The sequence below is a fragment of the Brochothrix sp. genome, from assembly GCF_017549435.1.
GTDB lineage: Bacteria > Bacillota > Bacilli > Lactobacillales > Listeriaceae > Brochothrix > Brochothrix thermosphacta.
This window is the reverse complement of sequence record NZ_JAFYUW010000142.1, coordinates 1-14,179: the sequence shown is the minus strand read 5'-3', so window position 1 is coordinate 14,179 and position 14,179 is coordinate 1. Positions and strand designations below refer to the sequence as shown.

Here is a 14,179-nt window from a genome sequence, read left to right as displayed (position 1 = left end):
TTTTTATAAATTTTTTTCAATTTCGAATCTAACAGATATAACCATTTTAAATCTATCGTTTCCTGAAAATGTACTTTCTTAGCTTCTAGATTTCCGAGAAAAAAATAATTACTAATTATCAAGTCCGACTCATGCAACTTGTCATTTATACAATCAGCTACATGCAACTCAATCCTGTCTCCAAAATAACTTTTGATTATTTTTATCGTCGATTGGATCGTGCTATGGCTTGCAAATAGGTAAATAGTGACACGTGGTCTTTTCAAAACATATTTCGGTAATGATAGTTCAAAATTCAACAAAAGTACAAGTTCTTTATAAAACAATTGTTTTTGTTTTTCACTTTCAAATAAGAAGTTATGCTTTGCAACTATTTTATTTAATTCTTCGTAAAAATAAAAATAGTATTCTTGCTGTGTTTTGTAATTCAACGCCACAAAATCCAAAAGAAAATACGTCACTTCTGGTCCATATTTATGCAGATGATTCATTTTTAAAGTGACTTTTTTTTCAGCACGATATCGATTTTCACTTTCTTCAGTAGTCAATATATAATCAAAAACATCATTTATAATTTTCATTATTTCCGAGGTGCCACTATCTATCTCTTCACATAAAGTAGGGAAATAATATTTAGGGAGGATTTGATTTCGTACATCGTCAGTGAAATAAACACCTGTTTCAATCGCCATTATATTTTCAAATTGGATTAATGTATTATTTGTCATGTTAGTACCAAATGAAAGATATACCTCTTCGTTATTATCCACATGCCCTTTATTGGTTCGATAGAGTGCTGCTTTAACATAAAAAAACGACTTTATTTTTTCATGCTCACTTGTGTTACTATCAAAAAAATCATTCTTTAAAACCGATTTATATGCCCCATATTCTCTGCTTTCTTGTAGCTTAAATTCATAGATATCGATATATTCTAATTCAAATAACATTGTATGATTAAACCATCTGATTTGTGTTTCATTACCTAAGATCATTGTACAATCGGCACTTGTTTTTATTAAAAAATCAAAATTTCTTTCATTAAAATATTGGTTCCATACATCTATTAACCTTCTGGTTTTTGATTCCGACATAAATAAACGGCGACTAATTTTCACGATAGATAGCTCTTCAATGAGTATCAATCTTAATACTTCTACATGTAAAGATTCTCTTAGATAGGTGCAATAAAAAAAGTAGAAATTAACACCTTTCGTCTTATTAAAAAAAAAACCTTTTTCTCGATGGTATTCAACAACATCATATGCTGCATTAATACTAGCTATATCCTTATTTAAAGTTTTACGTGTACAATTTAACAGTTCTATCATCTCTGCAATTGATATATGTCGATTACTTTTATATAAATTATCTAATATAGTTAATTTTCTTGATATATCGTTCTCCAATATAGATAACATTTTAATCAGACTCCTTATCATTTTATTACTACTACCTTATCCATTCTATTTTTTCAAACATAATAATCCTCTTTTTTACTTTCATTGTATTAATGACACCACAATAAAAAATAGACGTACCTTTTCCATCTACCTTTATCCGTTAGTTCTATTATGCATCATCCTATTTCGTAAGTTATTTATATTAATGACTTTTTTCAGCATAATTGTCCTTATTAAATTTTCTATATCCCTCTTTTGTCAGACAATGCTTGTAATCACGGCCTTTTTTTATTTGACTGCTAAATTAAGACTCTAAGGTATTATTTAAATGAGTGATTACTTTATTAAGTACTTTTTTTATCTCTTTTCATTTTTTCAGTTTACAGATTACAATAAATATTTCTTCGAAAATATTATCACACTCTTTTTGAACCTCTTTAATTTTTCTGCGTTGCTAGTTTCAGCTGTAACCCTATCTCGTATTTGTGTTGTTTATTCTTCTTATAAGGTAGTTCTCTCACCAAGTTTTCCTTTTCTTTAATACCACTACTCACCACTATGTACTTCTTATTAGTACTGTTCCCGTTTAGCTTTATTTTCCGTTCTTATTTTTTTCATTCGATTATTTCTCCTATTTTTAAAATATAGCTTATTATTTAATAATATATCGTGTAAGTTTATTGCACGTTTCTTTTTTTACCACTTAACGATTAACAACGTGTCATTTTTGAAAAATGATGCTACTAGCAGAGAAAATATAATTACGCATCTTATTTAAACCGTAGAAAGAACGTTTATTGGTGCCGACTTATAATATCTATCAAGTATAGAGGTGATGAATTTTCACTTATACTATTTCCCATAAAAAATAGCACTATGTTCAAGATTCCTGTAAATTAGGTCTTTTCGACAAATTTATATGTGGAATTGAGAACATTTGCTACTCTTGTCAAGATTATTGTAAATTTATCTGGCATTATAGTCACCACTATTCTTTTTCAAAAACATGGTTTGAAAAGCAGCTTATCCAAACGATTCCAATCAGCTGCTAAGCTATTATTTCAAAGTAATCACATACACATCATCAAAGTGTTCGATTGATTGAATAATAATATGTATCTAGTCATGACGGTTTTGGAACTGCTTAAAAACACAATGTTCTCGTTTTTGAATACCCACAACGTATTCGCCGTAACAGATTTCAATATAAGAGGAATGTTTTAAAAAATTGCATAAAAAAAAGACCAGAAGAAACCCTCTGGTCAATCAATTCATAATTATTCGTACAATTATTTAACTGTTACTGTGACTGTTTGACGTCCCCATTGTACAGCTTCAGCTGTAGACATGTTTAAGTCAATGATGTTACCTTGGATAGCACCACCAGTATCACGAGCTACGGCAGTACCATAACCAGGGATATACACTGTTGATCCTAATGGAATAACACTTGGATCTACTGCAATAACTTTTTCGCTTGTCGATGTAACAAGGTGACCTGAAGCAGTTCTACCACCTAATGAAACGGCATCATATGCTGTTGCTTGAACAGTAATTTGACGACCAGAGGCAGAATTATTTGAAGCTTCTACTTTTGGCGCTGCAGCTTTTGGTGCTGCTTGCTCTGCTTTTGGTGCTGCTGCAGGAGTTGTAGGAGCTGTTTTTTCTACTTTCGGTGTTGTTTGTTCAGCTTTTGGTGTTGTTGCTTGTGGAGCAGCTTCTGTAGCTTTTGGTGCTGCTTCTTGTGCAACAGGAACATCAGAACCAGTTAATTTCAATACTTGACCTGGGAAAATAATATCAGTTGATAAATTATTCCATGACTTCAAGTTTTGCTCTGTTACTTGTTTTTTAGTTGCGATTTTCCAAATTGAATCGCCCGTTTTAACTGTATATGTTGCGTCTGTTTTTGATAATTGTAATGTTTGGTTGGTTTGGATAACATCTGAAGATAATTTATTAAGTGATTTCAATTCATCGATTGAAATATTCTTTTCGTTAGCAATCTTCCACAAAGAGTCACCAGATTTTACTGTGTATGAGTTGGCAGAAACTCCTGTTGCAGAAAATGTAACAGTTGCAAGTGTTAGTCCCGCTACCACAGTAGCAGTTAGTTTTTTAATATTCATAAGTTTGAATAACCTCCTTAAGATTATGTTATAACTTTACCATGGATAATCGTTGCATGGGTTACACACAAATTAAGAGATGGTAACGCTCAAATGTTAAAAAAACGTCTTTTCGTCATATTTGTAATTATTACTCTCACTGTTTTTTTAATATAAAACACTGTCCTTCCGCGATTTGATGTTTCATTTTATTTATTTTAATATTACAAAACAGCATTTTTTGTCACACTCTATTAATATATAAGCTATAAATTATCCTGTTTTTTCATATCAACTACTATTTATTTTAAATTAAAAACTGCTTTTTTCTCTTATCATTCGAAAAAAATTACCAATCGAGATATTAATTGTATAAAAAAAAGAACCGCAAGATGCGATTCTTTAATTTTTATAGTTATAAAACTGCTTTTTATAGAGGTAGTTGCTCATGAACAACGTTGTAGCGATCAATTGAGCTGCTGATGATACCTTCACGTTGCTCTTTTTGATGACGGGTATCTTTAGTACGACCATGCGCTTCCTTGAACTGTTTACTCTTAACCCAGTTTTTTTGCGCTTCATCACTTTCCCAACGACTCGTTACAACAACTTCTTCATATTCTTCAGCACTTTGATTATGCCACAATTCAAAACCTAAAAAGCCTTCAACATCTGCGATATTTTTTGATGCATTACCATCCGTAAATTGTGCAATCACGCGTTCACCAAATCCAGGTTCAATTCTAATCGTATTAGTAACAATAATCATATGCAATCTCCTCTATTCTTATGTATATTAAGATTAGTATAATTGATAACGATTATCAATGTCAATGCAATTTGACAGAATTATCTTTTTTTATTTGATAAGTACTTTTAGCTTGGTTCAAATTTCAAATCATATCCTGGTCTATCAAAAGATATTTCAGTTACATCATAAGTCAATCGTTGTACATAATCTAATAAATCACGCGATAATTCCTGTATTGCTTCTTCAGGCACTTTTTGTATTTCATCAAAATAATCTACGAATTGTATCGATTGGGTAACAAGTCCCTCAACTTTAAAATCCTGTAATTGGATATTAAATGTCAATTCTAGGCGACAAATTTTCCCTTTTTCGAAAACTTCACTATCCTCATTACTTACTGGAGCTAGCTCCACAATATTTGTTTGGATTTCTGGCGAAGTAATTTCGTACTGTTTTTCTGGTGTTTCAAAGTTGAATTTCATAACTTTTACATCTGATCGATTGATTTGCATTTTCTTTCCTCCTATTTTGCTTTATTACTATAACTATAACCACTATATATTCTCTTTGCTTATCCCGCTTACTATTTTACCATACACACTCAAATATATTGACTTATACCCCTTATATGATATGCTATTTTACATTAAGAGAAGTTGTCTTTAAAACCATTTATTTCTATTATATGGTGTTATTTTAATGTACAGGTTCACAAGGAGACTAAAATGAAACAAATAAAACACCTTACTTTATTGTTGTCTTTAATATGTTTGGTTCTCTTCATCGCTGGTTGTGGTAAGAAACAACCTAATGAAGCACCACAAGAATTAACAGTCGGAATTTTATCTGACACATTCATTTGGAAGCAACTTGTTCAAGATGCTCAAGAAAAAAACATTAGTATTTCTTTAAAAAAATACCCTAATTCAAACGCCTTAAACAAGGCACTTGCAGCCAAAGAAATTGATATTGCTGGTTCGCAAACTATTAGCGCATTTGACCAATCAGTCAAGGAAAACAACCTGAATAATCTCGTTGCTGTCGCCTCATCCTATTGGGCGCCAATGGGTTTATACTCAGAGAAGTACACTAAAATTACACAGTTGAAATCAGGTGATACTATCGCATTGCCAAAAGATCCCACTGATTTAGGAAGAGCTTTGGTTATGCTTAATGAAGCTAAGTTAATCAAACTCTCTAAAGAATTTGATGGCATTGGTTCATTAGATAAAATAACATCTAACACTAAAAAGTTAACGTTTGATTTAATTGATGTCGATACTATAAAAACGCCGCTTAAAAACTATGAAGCTGTTATTTTACCAAATGAAAGTGCTTTGAAATATCATTTAGATATTTATAAAGATGCTTTAACAATTGAAGTTGTTGTACCAAAACCATATGTTTCAATTCTAGCAACGCGTACAGATAACCAAACAGATAAAACAGTTCGCCAGTTCATTGCCATTAGTCAATCAAAAAAAATGATTGATTACGTTAGTACTCATGCGAAAAACGGTGAACAAATTGTAAAAATTCCAATTGAAGGTTTGCTAAATTATCACGATAGTTACACAGAAAAATTAGAACAACCTTCAGGCCTTTAATAATAAAAAAACGACATAAGAAAGCACCTCCTGCTAATTCGTTAGAATTAGACAAGAGGTGCTCTTTTTTATATTATTTAGAGAGTAAATCTTCGATTGAATTAATATTTTTCATATACGTTGGAACTGCTAAGCCAACTTTAGCGCCTTCAAGGTTAGGACCTAAGTCATCAAGATCATCTTTAAAATCAGAATAAAGTTTCCCTGATGTATTAGGTAACCATGCAGCCACCATTGCATCTGCTTTATTAGTTGCAATTGAAATCCACATTGGTTGAATCTCCATTACTTGAATAGAAACATCATAACCAATACCTCGAAGTACTTCTGCAACAACATTAGTTGAAGCAATTTCAGAATCCCAAGCAACATATGTCATCGTCAACTTATTGCCATTAACTTTTTTAGCGCCTTTTGTCCACTCAGCTACTTTTTTCGGATTTTTTTTAATCCAATTAGCAGCAGCTTCTTGAGGGTCATCGCCATCATTTACTTTCAACATAACATCAGACATATCTTCAGGTGTCCAATAAAAATTATTTAAAACTTTGTATGCCTCTGGTTCATCTTTTTTCAAACCTTTACGTACAATTGTATTAATATTTTCACTTCCACCAAAAACACCTTTTGGATCATCTAAAAATTTCAAATCAAATTTTGTAAACATCCAGTGTGGTTCCCAACCTGTGACAACAATTGGTTGCTTATTTTTAATAGCTTTTCCAAGTGTACTTGTCATTGCGGCTGTTGAACTTGTTTGTAATTGCCACTTATCTTTTTCAAGACCGTAAACTTTCAAAGCTTCAGTAGTTCCGCTCATAACACCTGTCCCAGCATCAATACCGGTAATTGTGTAATTAATTTGTGGACCTAATGGTTCTTTATCATTGTATGCGGCCATTTCAGTACATGAAGCAAGTAGCACCGTAGTGAGAAGTAATACGACAGCGAGGTAATATTTTTTCATCTCGTCAGCACCTACTTTCTTTTAGCCGTGAAGGCTTGGGTCATACGATCTAATATAATAGCAACGATTACAATTGCAAGACCTGCTGTAAATCCAGCTCCAGCTTCGTTACGTCCAACTGCAAAGTAAACTTGCGTTCCTAATCCCATTGCACCGATCATAGATGCAATAACAACCATAGATAATGCAAGCATCATTGTTTGGTTAATACCGGCCATAATTGTTGGTTTAGCCAATGGAAGTTGGACTTTAATTAGTTTCTGCCAACCTGTAGAACCAAATGAATCTGAGGCTTCGGTTAGTTCAGTTGGCACTTCACGAATACCTAAGTTCGTCATACGAACTGTTGGTGGCATTGCGAAAATAACAGATGCAACAACCCCCGGTACCATACCAATACCAAAGAATGCAACAGCAGGAATTAAGTAAACAAATGCTGGCATTGTTTGCATAAAGTCTAAGATTGGACGAATAATACTTTCAGCTGTTTTACTTTTAGCCATCCAGATACCTAGAGGGACACCAAAAATAAAGGTAATTAAACTACTTGTGATAACCAAAGTTAATGTTTGCGTCATGTCACGCCAGAAACCAAGGTTCCATATTAACAAGAGTCCCGCTAAAGCAAAGACAATTAAACCATATTTTTTAGTCTTTCTCGTTACAGAGAAAATAATAGCAAGTAATAAAATAATAAATAACCACTCTGGTATTAAATCAAACACCCATTGAATTCCGCCAACAATACCACCAATTACATTGGTCACACCATTGAAAAATCCTTCAAACGTAGTCAGTCGATCAACAATCCAGTCAATCCATACATCTAATGGTAATTTTGGTAATTTATCCATTATTCATCGCCCCCATTTCCTGATAATGCAGCCAGTAATGAACCACGAATAACAATGCCGATAAATTTTTCATCTTTCAACACAGCTAAAGGAACAGGACTTGTAGACATTTCATCAATCAAATCAGTTACCGGTGTATCCGAAGATGTTGTTGGAATATCTCCATGAATGATATCTTCAAATTCGCCTTCACCTTTTTTAATAAACTCTGAAACTTCAAGTGCATGAACGATACCGATCAACTTATGACGACGTGTTACGAAAACACTTGATAAACCTTCTTCACCCATTAATTTAAGAGCAAAACGAGGTCCTCGACGATCGATATCAATTGTTGTTGGACGAATCATCACATTCTCAGCTGTTAAGACTTTAGAACGATCGACATCTTCCGTGAACTCTTCAACATAAGTGTTTGCTGGATTCATCAAAATTTCTTCCGGTGTACCAATTTGTACAACAGAACCGTCTCGCATAATCATAATGCGGTCACCAATTCTTAAAGCTTCATGTAAATCATGCGTAATAAAGATAATTGTTTTCTTCAAATCAGCTTGAAGCTCAATCAATTGCTCTTGCATGTCTTTACGATTTAAAGGATCTAACGCTGAAAAAGCCTCATCCATTAAGAGTACATCAGGATTATTAGCTAATGCTCGTGCTAATCCTACCCGTTGTTGCATCCCACCAGATAATTGATTTGGATATTGTTCACCATATCCTTCTAAACCAACTGTTTTTAAGGCTTTTTCTGCATTTTTGAAACGTTCTTCTTTATCGATACCTTGAATCTCTAAACCGAATTCAACATTCTTTTGAATGGTTCTGTTAGGAAACAAACCGAAATTTTGGAAGACCATACTCATTTTTTTACGACGAACTTCAATTAATTCTTTTTTAGTCATTGTCGCAAGATTTTCACCATCTAACAACATTGCACCAGAAGTTGGCTCTATTAGTTGATTCAACAAGCGGATAAGCGTAGACTTACCACTTCCTGAAAGTCCCATGATTACGAAAATTTCTCCTTCTTCAACATCAAAAGATACCTTGTTAACTCCGACAGTAGCTCCTGTTTGTTTTAAAATCTCTGATTTGGATAGCTTGTCATCTAATAATGATAAAGCTTTTGTTGAATTTTTTCCAAATACTTTTGTTAAATTCTTTACTTCGAACTTAGACATTTTACCCAACCTTCCTTAGTAATTTATTCGTTTGTTCTTGTATAAGCCTAACAAATATTTGACATTGATTCAACAAGGCATGCTTCATTGAAAAACCTTAGTGGCGGCTTATCCCACGCTATCACTACGATAGAGCGCCCTAAAAAAATAATCATTTTTATTAATAAATCCATGTATTTCGGTCGATAAAAGTTGAAATTAGGCACATCTTATACTAGTATTAAGGTAACTATAAAAGGAGTTGTTATCAATGTCATTTAGAATGTTACATACTTGTTACCGTGTCAAAAACTTAGAAAAATCAATCGAATTTTATAAATCTGCGCTTAACTTCCAGGTAGTTAAAGAGCGTGACTTTCCAGAGTCGCAATTTAAGCTTGTTTACTTGAGTAATTCTCTAACTGATGATCGTTATGAATTGGAACTAACTTATAACTATGATCAAACTGAACCTTATGATTTAGGTAATGGTTATGGTCATATCGCTGTTGAAGCTGATGATTTGCAACGCACTCATGCTGCTCATAAAGAGGCCGGATATGAAGTAACAGACTTAAAAAGCCTTTCAAATAATGCTGCAACCTATTATTTCATTACCGATCCTGATGGTTACCGTATTGAAATCATTCAGGCTAAATAAAAAGGGCCTTTTAACAAATTATTTTTAAGTGTTCACGCACCAAATTACGTCGTTAATTTGGTGCTTTTCTTTATTATTTTCCCAACAGACAGCTGAGGTGATTCAAAAAATGAAAAGAAAGATTATTAATTTCCGCGATATTGGTGGTTTTTCAAATGATTCAAATCAATTTATTAAAGAAAAACAAATTTATCGCGCTGGTAACCTCTCACAAATCAAATCGATTTCTCCTGCATTCTCGTCTTATAAAATTGCCACAGTTATTGATTTACGCACCCTCGTTGAAAAAGGTTATCATTATACGCGTTATGATTTTAAAAATGTGGTCAATGTGCCTCTTGTTGATAAAAGTCGGCAACTACTTAATCGTAAAACCTTAAAACTAATTAGTGGTAAAGCCACTGAAAAAGATTTAGAAAACTTGATGATTGACACTTATAAAAACATGGCTCTCTATTGTCAGGATGAAATCAATACAATTTTTTCTCTACTCACAGAAGAAAAAAACTTCCCGCTATTAATTCATTGCTCTGCTGGTAAAGATCGTACAGGTTTCATTGTCGCTCTAATCCAACTCTTGTTAGAAATCCCGTATCAGATTGTTTTAACGCACTACCTTGCATCAAATGATCATGTTACAAAATCATTAAGAGGACCTGCTCGATTATTAAAAATAATCAGCTTTAATCGTCTTGATGACCAAACATTAAAACCAATTACAACCGTTCGTAAAGAGTATTTAGATGCTGCCTTAGACTTGATTTACGCTAAGCATTCATCGATTGAAGCTTTTTTAGTGACTGATTGCAATATGTCTATAGATGATATCAATAAAATTAAAGACAACCTCCTCAGTTAAAAATTTGCTGTCTGGTTGTTTTAGTTGTAAAATGAAAGCGTATACACATTATAATGAAGGGAGACGATTTTTTATGAAGAAAATTATGAATCAACCAGAAAATATTGTGAACGAAATGTTGGAGGGTTTAGTGACGATACACGATGATTTAGTCTACCGTGTACCCAATACAAATGTCATTGCTAGATTAGCAAAAACCCCTAATAAAGTTGGGCTAGTTAGTGGCGGTGGCAGCGGGCATGAACCTGCTCACGCTGGTTTTGTTGGCGATGGGATGCTTTCAGCCGCTGCATGTGGGGCTGTATTTACATCACCCTCTCCTGATCAAGTATTAGAAGCGATTAAAGTTGCCGATAACGGTGCTGGTGTACTCATGATTATTAAAAATTATAGTGGGGATATTATGAACTTTGATATGGCAAAAGAATTAGCCGAATTAGAAGATATCAAAGTTGAATTTATCGTTGTTGATGATGATATTGCTGTTGAAGATAGTACCTATACATCGGGACGTCGTGGTGTCGCGGGTACCGTATACGTGCATAAAATTTTAGGCGCAGCCGCTCGATCTGGGTTATCGCTAGAAGAAATTAAAAAAATTGCGGATGATCTTGTGCCGAATATAAAAACACTTGGCTTAGCAATTAAAGCTGCTACTGTTCCAGAAGTTGGTAAACCTGGTTTTGACTTAGGCGATGATGAAATTGAGTTCGGTATCGGCATTCATGGAGAACCAGGTTATCGTAGAGAAAAAATGAAAACATCACAAGAAATGGCGAAAGAGTTAGTGGATACTTTATCACGCAGTATTTCTTTTGAAGGCAACTCATTCGCAATCTTAGTGAACGGGATGGGCGCAACGCCTTTAATGGAACAGTATGTGTTTGCAAATGATGTTTTACCTTTAATTGAAGCTAAGGGTGCAACAGTTGCTTATAAAAAACTCGGGGATTATATGACAGCAATCGACATGGCTGGTATTTCTCTTACTGTTTTGAATATTACTGATCCACGTTATCTTGAATGGCTAGATGAATCAGTCACTACTATTGCATGGAACTAAAGGAGGAATAAACATGTTAACTAATGATAAATTAATTGATTGGCTTACTTTATTTGCGGATGAATTAATCGCCAACAAAGCTTACTTGAGTGACTTAGATTCTCCTATCGGTGATGGAGATCATGGAGTAAATATGGCACGTGGCGCGACTTTTCTTAAAGAGGCATTTAGTGAGAAACAACCACAAAACATTTCTGAAACATTGAAATTAACGGGAATGACACTTTTAAGCAAAGTAGGAGGCGCTTCTGGGCCTCTCTACGGCTCAGCTTTTATTGAAATGAGTAAAGTGACTGAAGAAAAATTAAACTCCGAGGCTCTGATTACAAACCTTAAAAACGGGATGGCCGCTGTTGGTAAACGTGGAAAATCGACTGTTGGTGAAAAAACAATGCTTGATGTTTGGGACCCAGTCATAAAAAGCTTAGAAAAAAATGAACTTTCTTCTGAAGCAATCACTACTTTTGTTGATAAAACAAAAGATATCCTTGCAACAAAAGGTAGAGCAGCCTTCCTTGGTGAAAGATCCATTGGACATATTGATCCAGGTGCTGCTTCGTCCGGCTTGTTGTTTTCAACAATGTTGAAAGCAGGTGTTCTCAATGACTGAATTCGGTATTGTGATTATTTCTCATGTCCCTGAAATTGCTTCAGGTGTTGTGTCGCTTCTGAAAGAAGCCTCAAAAGACGTACCTATCACCTATTCTGGTGGTAATGACGATAATGAAATTGGAACTAGTTTTTCAAAGATAGAAACAGCTATAAACAAGAACTCTGCTAGTTCTATCTACGCTTTTTACGATTTAGGAAGTGCTAAAATGAATTTAGAGATGGTTGCAGAACTCAGTGATAAAAACATCACTATTTATGATACAGCATTGATTGAAGGTGCCTATACAGCTGCTGCATTATTAGCAACAGGGGCTTCAAAAGATATTGTGGAGGAACAATTAAAACCACTTGTTATTAAATAACTATCATTTTTTAACAAATTCTTTTAAAAAACAACCCTTTCTTTTATTGCTATAAATTAACAAAAATTGACACTCTATTTTTCAAAACAACAAAAGACTGATATACCTGCTTTCAGAGGGGTATATTTTTTTTTTTTCATAAAATGTGTTTTAAAACTAGTATTTTGTGTTTTACAAAAGACTAGTTACTATGTCAAACTATAAATATAATCATATATTATTTAATAAAACAGTTACTATATATACACAGAGGAGGAAAAAAAATGAAGAAAAAAGAATTAATGTTACTATTCTCTCAACTAAGAGAATCACCAATTGATTCAGACAAGAATAATAAAAAAGAATTAATGGCTATGGCCGAAAAGCACAACGTTGCATTTAAAACGCTTCAGGAATTCCGAAATTTAATAACTGAAACATATCAAGAAATTGAAAAACGTGGCGGTGTCGAAAAATATATTCATTCCGATACAAGTTGGTTAAAATCAGAACTTCAATTACTACTATTATCTTATCAATTCTGTTCAGACTATGGCTTGAAAATCGCAGATATCTCAGATCTTATCAGCTCTAATCAATCCAATCTTTTTCCAAAAACACCTAGCCAGTTGCAAAATACGTTTTATAAATTGAAAAAAGATGAAATCCTTGTAGAAGAGATATGTAAAAGTAAACCTGGACGAAAACGTAAATCAAAATCTGAAAAAACCGCAAATTTGAAAGCCTTACAAGCAAAGAAAAAGAAACAGTCAGTAACGTATTCTAATCCAGAAATATTACGGTTACTATCTGATACAATGAATAATGTTCAATCCCTCTCACATAATCCTAATAATAAAGATAAAATCAATGATGTTTATCAACTTATAAACGGCTTGCATACTTTATCCGAAATGGCTGTTGATGCAAGTAATATTCAAGCCACAAACACAAATACATTAAATGATTATATTTCTCTAAAAAGCCGCTTTCTTAACTTAGAATTAGAACAAGAACGTTTGCGTAAAAAATATTATCGTTTACAACTACTTGTAGCAAGCTATATTTTCTTAGAAGATAATAAACTCCATGGACATCTAGATGATTTTATAGATGAGGCTCGAGAGATATTAGCACTTCAAGGTGTTACTTTTGAAAATCATGTGAAAATTGAAGAGTTGATTGAAGCCTTATAAATAAAAATGAGAACAGTGTCTACCTTATAAAAGGTAGACACTGTTCTCATTTTACATTTAATTTGTGAAGAAAAACTAATGATGTATTTATCCATTCCAATTGAGATAAAGTAGGTGTAACGGTACTTTTAAGAAAATAGATGAAGACTACTCGCTTTCTTAAAGGTTTGGTACTCTTAAGACATTTACATAAGGATTGGTACTCGCTTGCGCTCCGTCCCATACTGTTCTCGTAAAGCGGATAAAACCGCTACGATAACAGCACCCATACTACTCTCGTAAAGCGGATGAATCCACTACGATATTAGCACCCCTACTACTCTCATAAAAACGGATGAATCCACTACGATATTAGCACTCCTACTATCCTTGTAAGCTCATAACTTCGCAACAATATCAGCTGCTTATCCTTCTTTCAACAGTCAGTCTATCCTAACTGAAATTTCTAATCTAACGAATGTTTTTTAGTTTTCCTAATTTCTTGAAGAATGAACGAGCTGTCTTCACTTTTATATTCTAATCTCATTTATTAAGGTATTCGAATGCATAGTTGGCGTACAATGTCGCTCCAACTCGCATGCCTTCCTCATCTAT

14 protein-coding genes are annotated in these 14,179 nt (G+C 33.5%); 7 read left to right on the top strand and 7 right to left on the bottom strand.

Going from position 1 to position 14,179, the window contains the following annotated elements; translation table 11 throughout:
- The 4 genes from IKV95_RS09515 to IKV95_RS09500 form a co-directional block, all read right to left on the bottom strand.
- A partial coding sequence (locus IKV95_RS09515; RefSeq protein WP_287451722.1) for a helix-turn-helix domain containing protein occupies nt 1-1,421 on the bottom strand: 1,421 nt, incomplete at its 3' end.
- A 1,271-nt stretch (nt 1,422-2,692) separates the two neighbouring features.
- The gene (locus IKV95_RS09510) at nt 2,693-3,532 is read right to left on the bottom strand and encodes a LysM peptidoglycan-binding and 3D domain-containing protein (protein WP_106786311.1); all 840 of its coding nucleotides are present in this window, start codon (nt 3,530-3,532) and stop codon (nt 2,693-2,695) included.
- Between the two features lie 409 nt (nt 3,533-3,941).
- On the bottom strand, nt 3,942-4,280 hold the full coding sequence (gene isdG / locus IKV95_RS09505) for a heme oxygenase IsdG (protein ID WP_029091727.1): 339 nt from the start codon (nt 4,278-4,280) through the stop codon (nt 3,942-3,944).
- A 107-nt stretch (nt 4,281-4,387) separates the two neighbouring features.
- Complete coding sequence (locus IKV95_RS09500) at nt 4,388-4,774, bottom strand: DUF1149 family protein (protein WP_029091726.1); 387 nt, start codon at nt 4,772-4,774, stop codon at nt 4,388-4,390.
- A gap of 213 nt (nt 4,775-4,987) precedes the next feature.
- On the opposite strand from IKV95_RS09500, the gene IKV95_RS09495 reads away from it, so the two are divergent.
- Nucleotides 4,988-5,869 carry a MetQ/NlpA family ABC transporter substrate-binding protein gene (locus IKV95_RS09495; RefSeq protein ID WP_069125412.1) on the top strand — a complete coding sequence of 294 codons (882 nt, stop codon included), beginning with the start codon at nt 4,988-4,990 and terminating at the stop codon, nt 5,867-5,869.
- 73 nt (nt 5,870-5,942) lie between these two features.
- Here the strand turns inward: IKV95_RS09495 and IKV95_RS09490 are convergent, their stop codons facing one another.
- From IKV95_RS09490 to IKV95_RS09480, 3 genes are read right to left on the bottom strand one after another with little or no spacing between them, the layout of a single operon-like run.
- Nucleotides 5,943-6,836 (bottom strand): glycine betaine ABC transporter substrate-binding protein, encoded by an 894-nt coding sequence (locus IKV95_RS09490; protein ID WP_069120885.1) that lies wholly within the window; start codon nt 6,834-6,836, stop codon nt 5,943-5,945.
- An 11-nt stretch (nt 6,837-6,847) separates the two neighbouring features.
- Nucleotides 6,848-7,690 (bottom strand): ABC transporter permease, encoded by an 843-nt coding sequence (locus IKV95_RS09485; protein ID WP_029091723.1) that lies wholly within the window; start codon nt 7,688-7,690, stop codon nt 6,848-6,850.
- Complete coding sequence (locus tag IKV95_RS09480; protein WP_029091722.1) at nt 7,690-8,874, bottom strand: quaternary amine ABC transporter ATP-binding protein; 1,185 nt, start codon at nt 8,872-8,874, stop codon at nt 7,690-7,692. The genes IKV95_RS09485 and IKV95_RS09480 overlap by 1 nt, the downstream gene beginning before the upstream one ends.
- Before the next feature lie 250 nt (nt 8,875-9,124).
- Between IKV95_RS09480 and gloA the strand changes: the two genes are divergently transcribed.
- The 6 genes from gloA to IKV95_RS09450 all read left to right on the top strand — a co-directional run bounded on the left by gloA (nt 9,125) and on the right by IKV95_RS09450 (nt 13,585).
- Complete coding sequence (gene gloA / locus IKV95_RS09475) at nt 9,125-9,514, top strand: lactoylglutathione lyase (RefSeq protein ID WP_119945966.1); 390 nt, start codon at nt 9,125-9,127, stop codon at nt 9,512-9,514.
- A 109-nt stretch (nt 9,515-9,623) separates the two neighbouring features.
- Nucleotides 9,624-10,373: a tyrosine-protein phosphatase gene (locus IKV95_RS09470; RefSeq protein WP_287451720.1), complete on the top strand. Its 750-nt coding sequence runs from the start codon at nt 9,624-9,626 to the stop codon at nt 10,371-10,373.
- Nucleotides 10,374-10,446: 73 nt separating this feature from the next.
- Entirely contained in the window at nt 10,447-11,436 is a 990-nt protein-coding gene (gene dhaK, locus IKV95_RS09465; protein WP_287451719.1) for a dihydroxyacetone kinase subunit DhaK, read from the top strand.
- 13 nt (nt 11,437-11,449) lie between these two features.
- Entirely contained in the window at nt 11,450-12,046 is a 597-nt protein-coding gene (dhaL, locus tag IKV95_RS09460) for a dihydroxyacetone kinase subunit DhaL (protein WP_029091718.1), read from the top strand.
- Nucleotides 12,039-12,410, top strand: a complete 372-nt coding sequence (gene dhaM, locus IKV95_RS09455; RefSeq protein ID WP_029091717.1) for a dihydroxyacetone kinase phosphoryl donor subunit DhaM — start codon at nt 12,039-12,041, stop codon at nt 12,408-12,410. Before dhaL ends, dhaM begins: the two co-directional genes overlap by 8 nt.
- A gap of 263 nt (nt 12,411-12,673) precedes the next feature.
- A complete protein-coding gene (locus IKV95_RS09450) occupies nt 12,674-13,585 on the top strand; it encodes a DNA-binding domain-containing protein (RefSeq protein WP_051535987.1) in 912 nt (303 codons plus the stop codon).
- Nucleotides 13,586-14,179 lie beyond the last annotated feature (594 nt).

What these genes read in the sequence shown, in the direction of transcription:
- IKV95_RS09510 (WP_106786311.1), bottom strand. Translation starts at nt 3,532, where the DNA reads ATGAATATTAAAAAACTAACTGCTACTGTGGTAGCGGGACTAACACTT.
- isdG (WP_029091727.1), bottom strand. Translation starts at nt 4,280, where the DNA reads ATGATTATTGTTACTAATACGATTAGAATTGAACCTGGATTTGGTGAA.
- IKV95_RS09500 (WP_029091726.1), bottom strand. Translation starts at nt 4,774, where the DNA reads ATGCAAATCAATCGATCAGATGTAAAAGTTATGAAATTCAACTTTGAA.
- IKV95_RS09495 (WP_069125412.1), top strand. Translation starts at nt 4,988, where the DNA reads ATGAAACAAATAAAACACCTTACTTTATTGTTGTCTTTAATATGTTTG.
- IKV95_RS09490 (WP_069120885.1), bottom strand. Translation starts at nt 6,836, where the DNA reads ATGAAAAAATATTACCTCGCTGTCGTATTACTTCTCACTACGGTGCTA.
- IKV95_RS09485 (WP_029091723.1), bottom strand. Translation starts at nt 7,690, where the DNA reads ATGGATAAATTACCAAAATTACCATTAGATGTATGGATTGACTGGATT.
- IKV95_RS09480 (WP_029091722.1), bottom strand. Translation starts at nt 8,874, where the DNA reads ATGTCTAAGTTCGAAGTAAAGAATTTAACAAAAGTATTTGGAAAAAAT.
- gloA (WP_119945966.1), top strand. Translation starts at nt 9,125, where the DNA reads ATGTCATTTAGAATGTTACATACTTGTTACCGTGTCAAAAACTTAGAA.
- IKV95_RS09470 (WP_287451720.1), top strand. Translation starts at nt 9,624, where the DNA reads ATGAAAAGAAAGATTATTAATTTCCGCGATATTGGTGGTTTTTCAAAT.
- dhaK (WP_287451719.1), top strand. Translation starts at nt 10,447, where the DNA reads ATGAAGAAAATTATGAATCAACCAGAAAATATTGTGAACGAAATGTTG.
- dhaL (WP_029091718.1), top strand. Translation starts at nt 11,450, where the DNA reads ATGTTAACTAATGATAAATTAATTGATTGGCTTACTTTATTTGCGGAT.
- dhaM (WP_029091717.1), top strand. Translation starts at nt 12,039, where the DNA reads ATGACTGAATTCGGTATTGTGATTATTTCTCATGTCCCTGAAATTGCT.
- IKV95_RS09450 (WP_051535987.1), top strand. Translation starts at nt 12,674, where the DNA reads ATGAAGAAAAAAGAATTAATGTTACTATTCTCTCAACTAAGAGAATCA.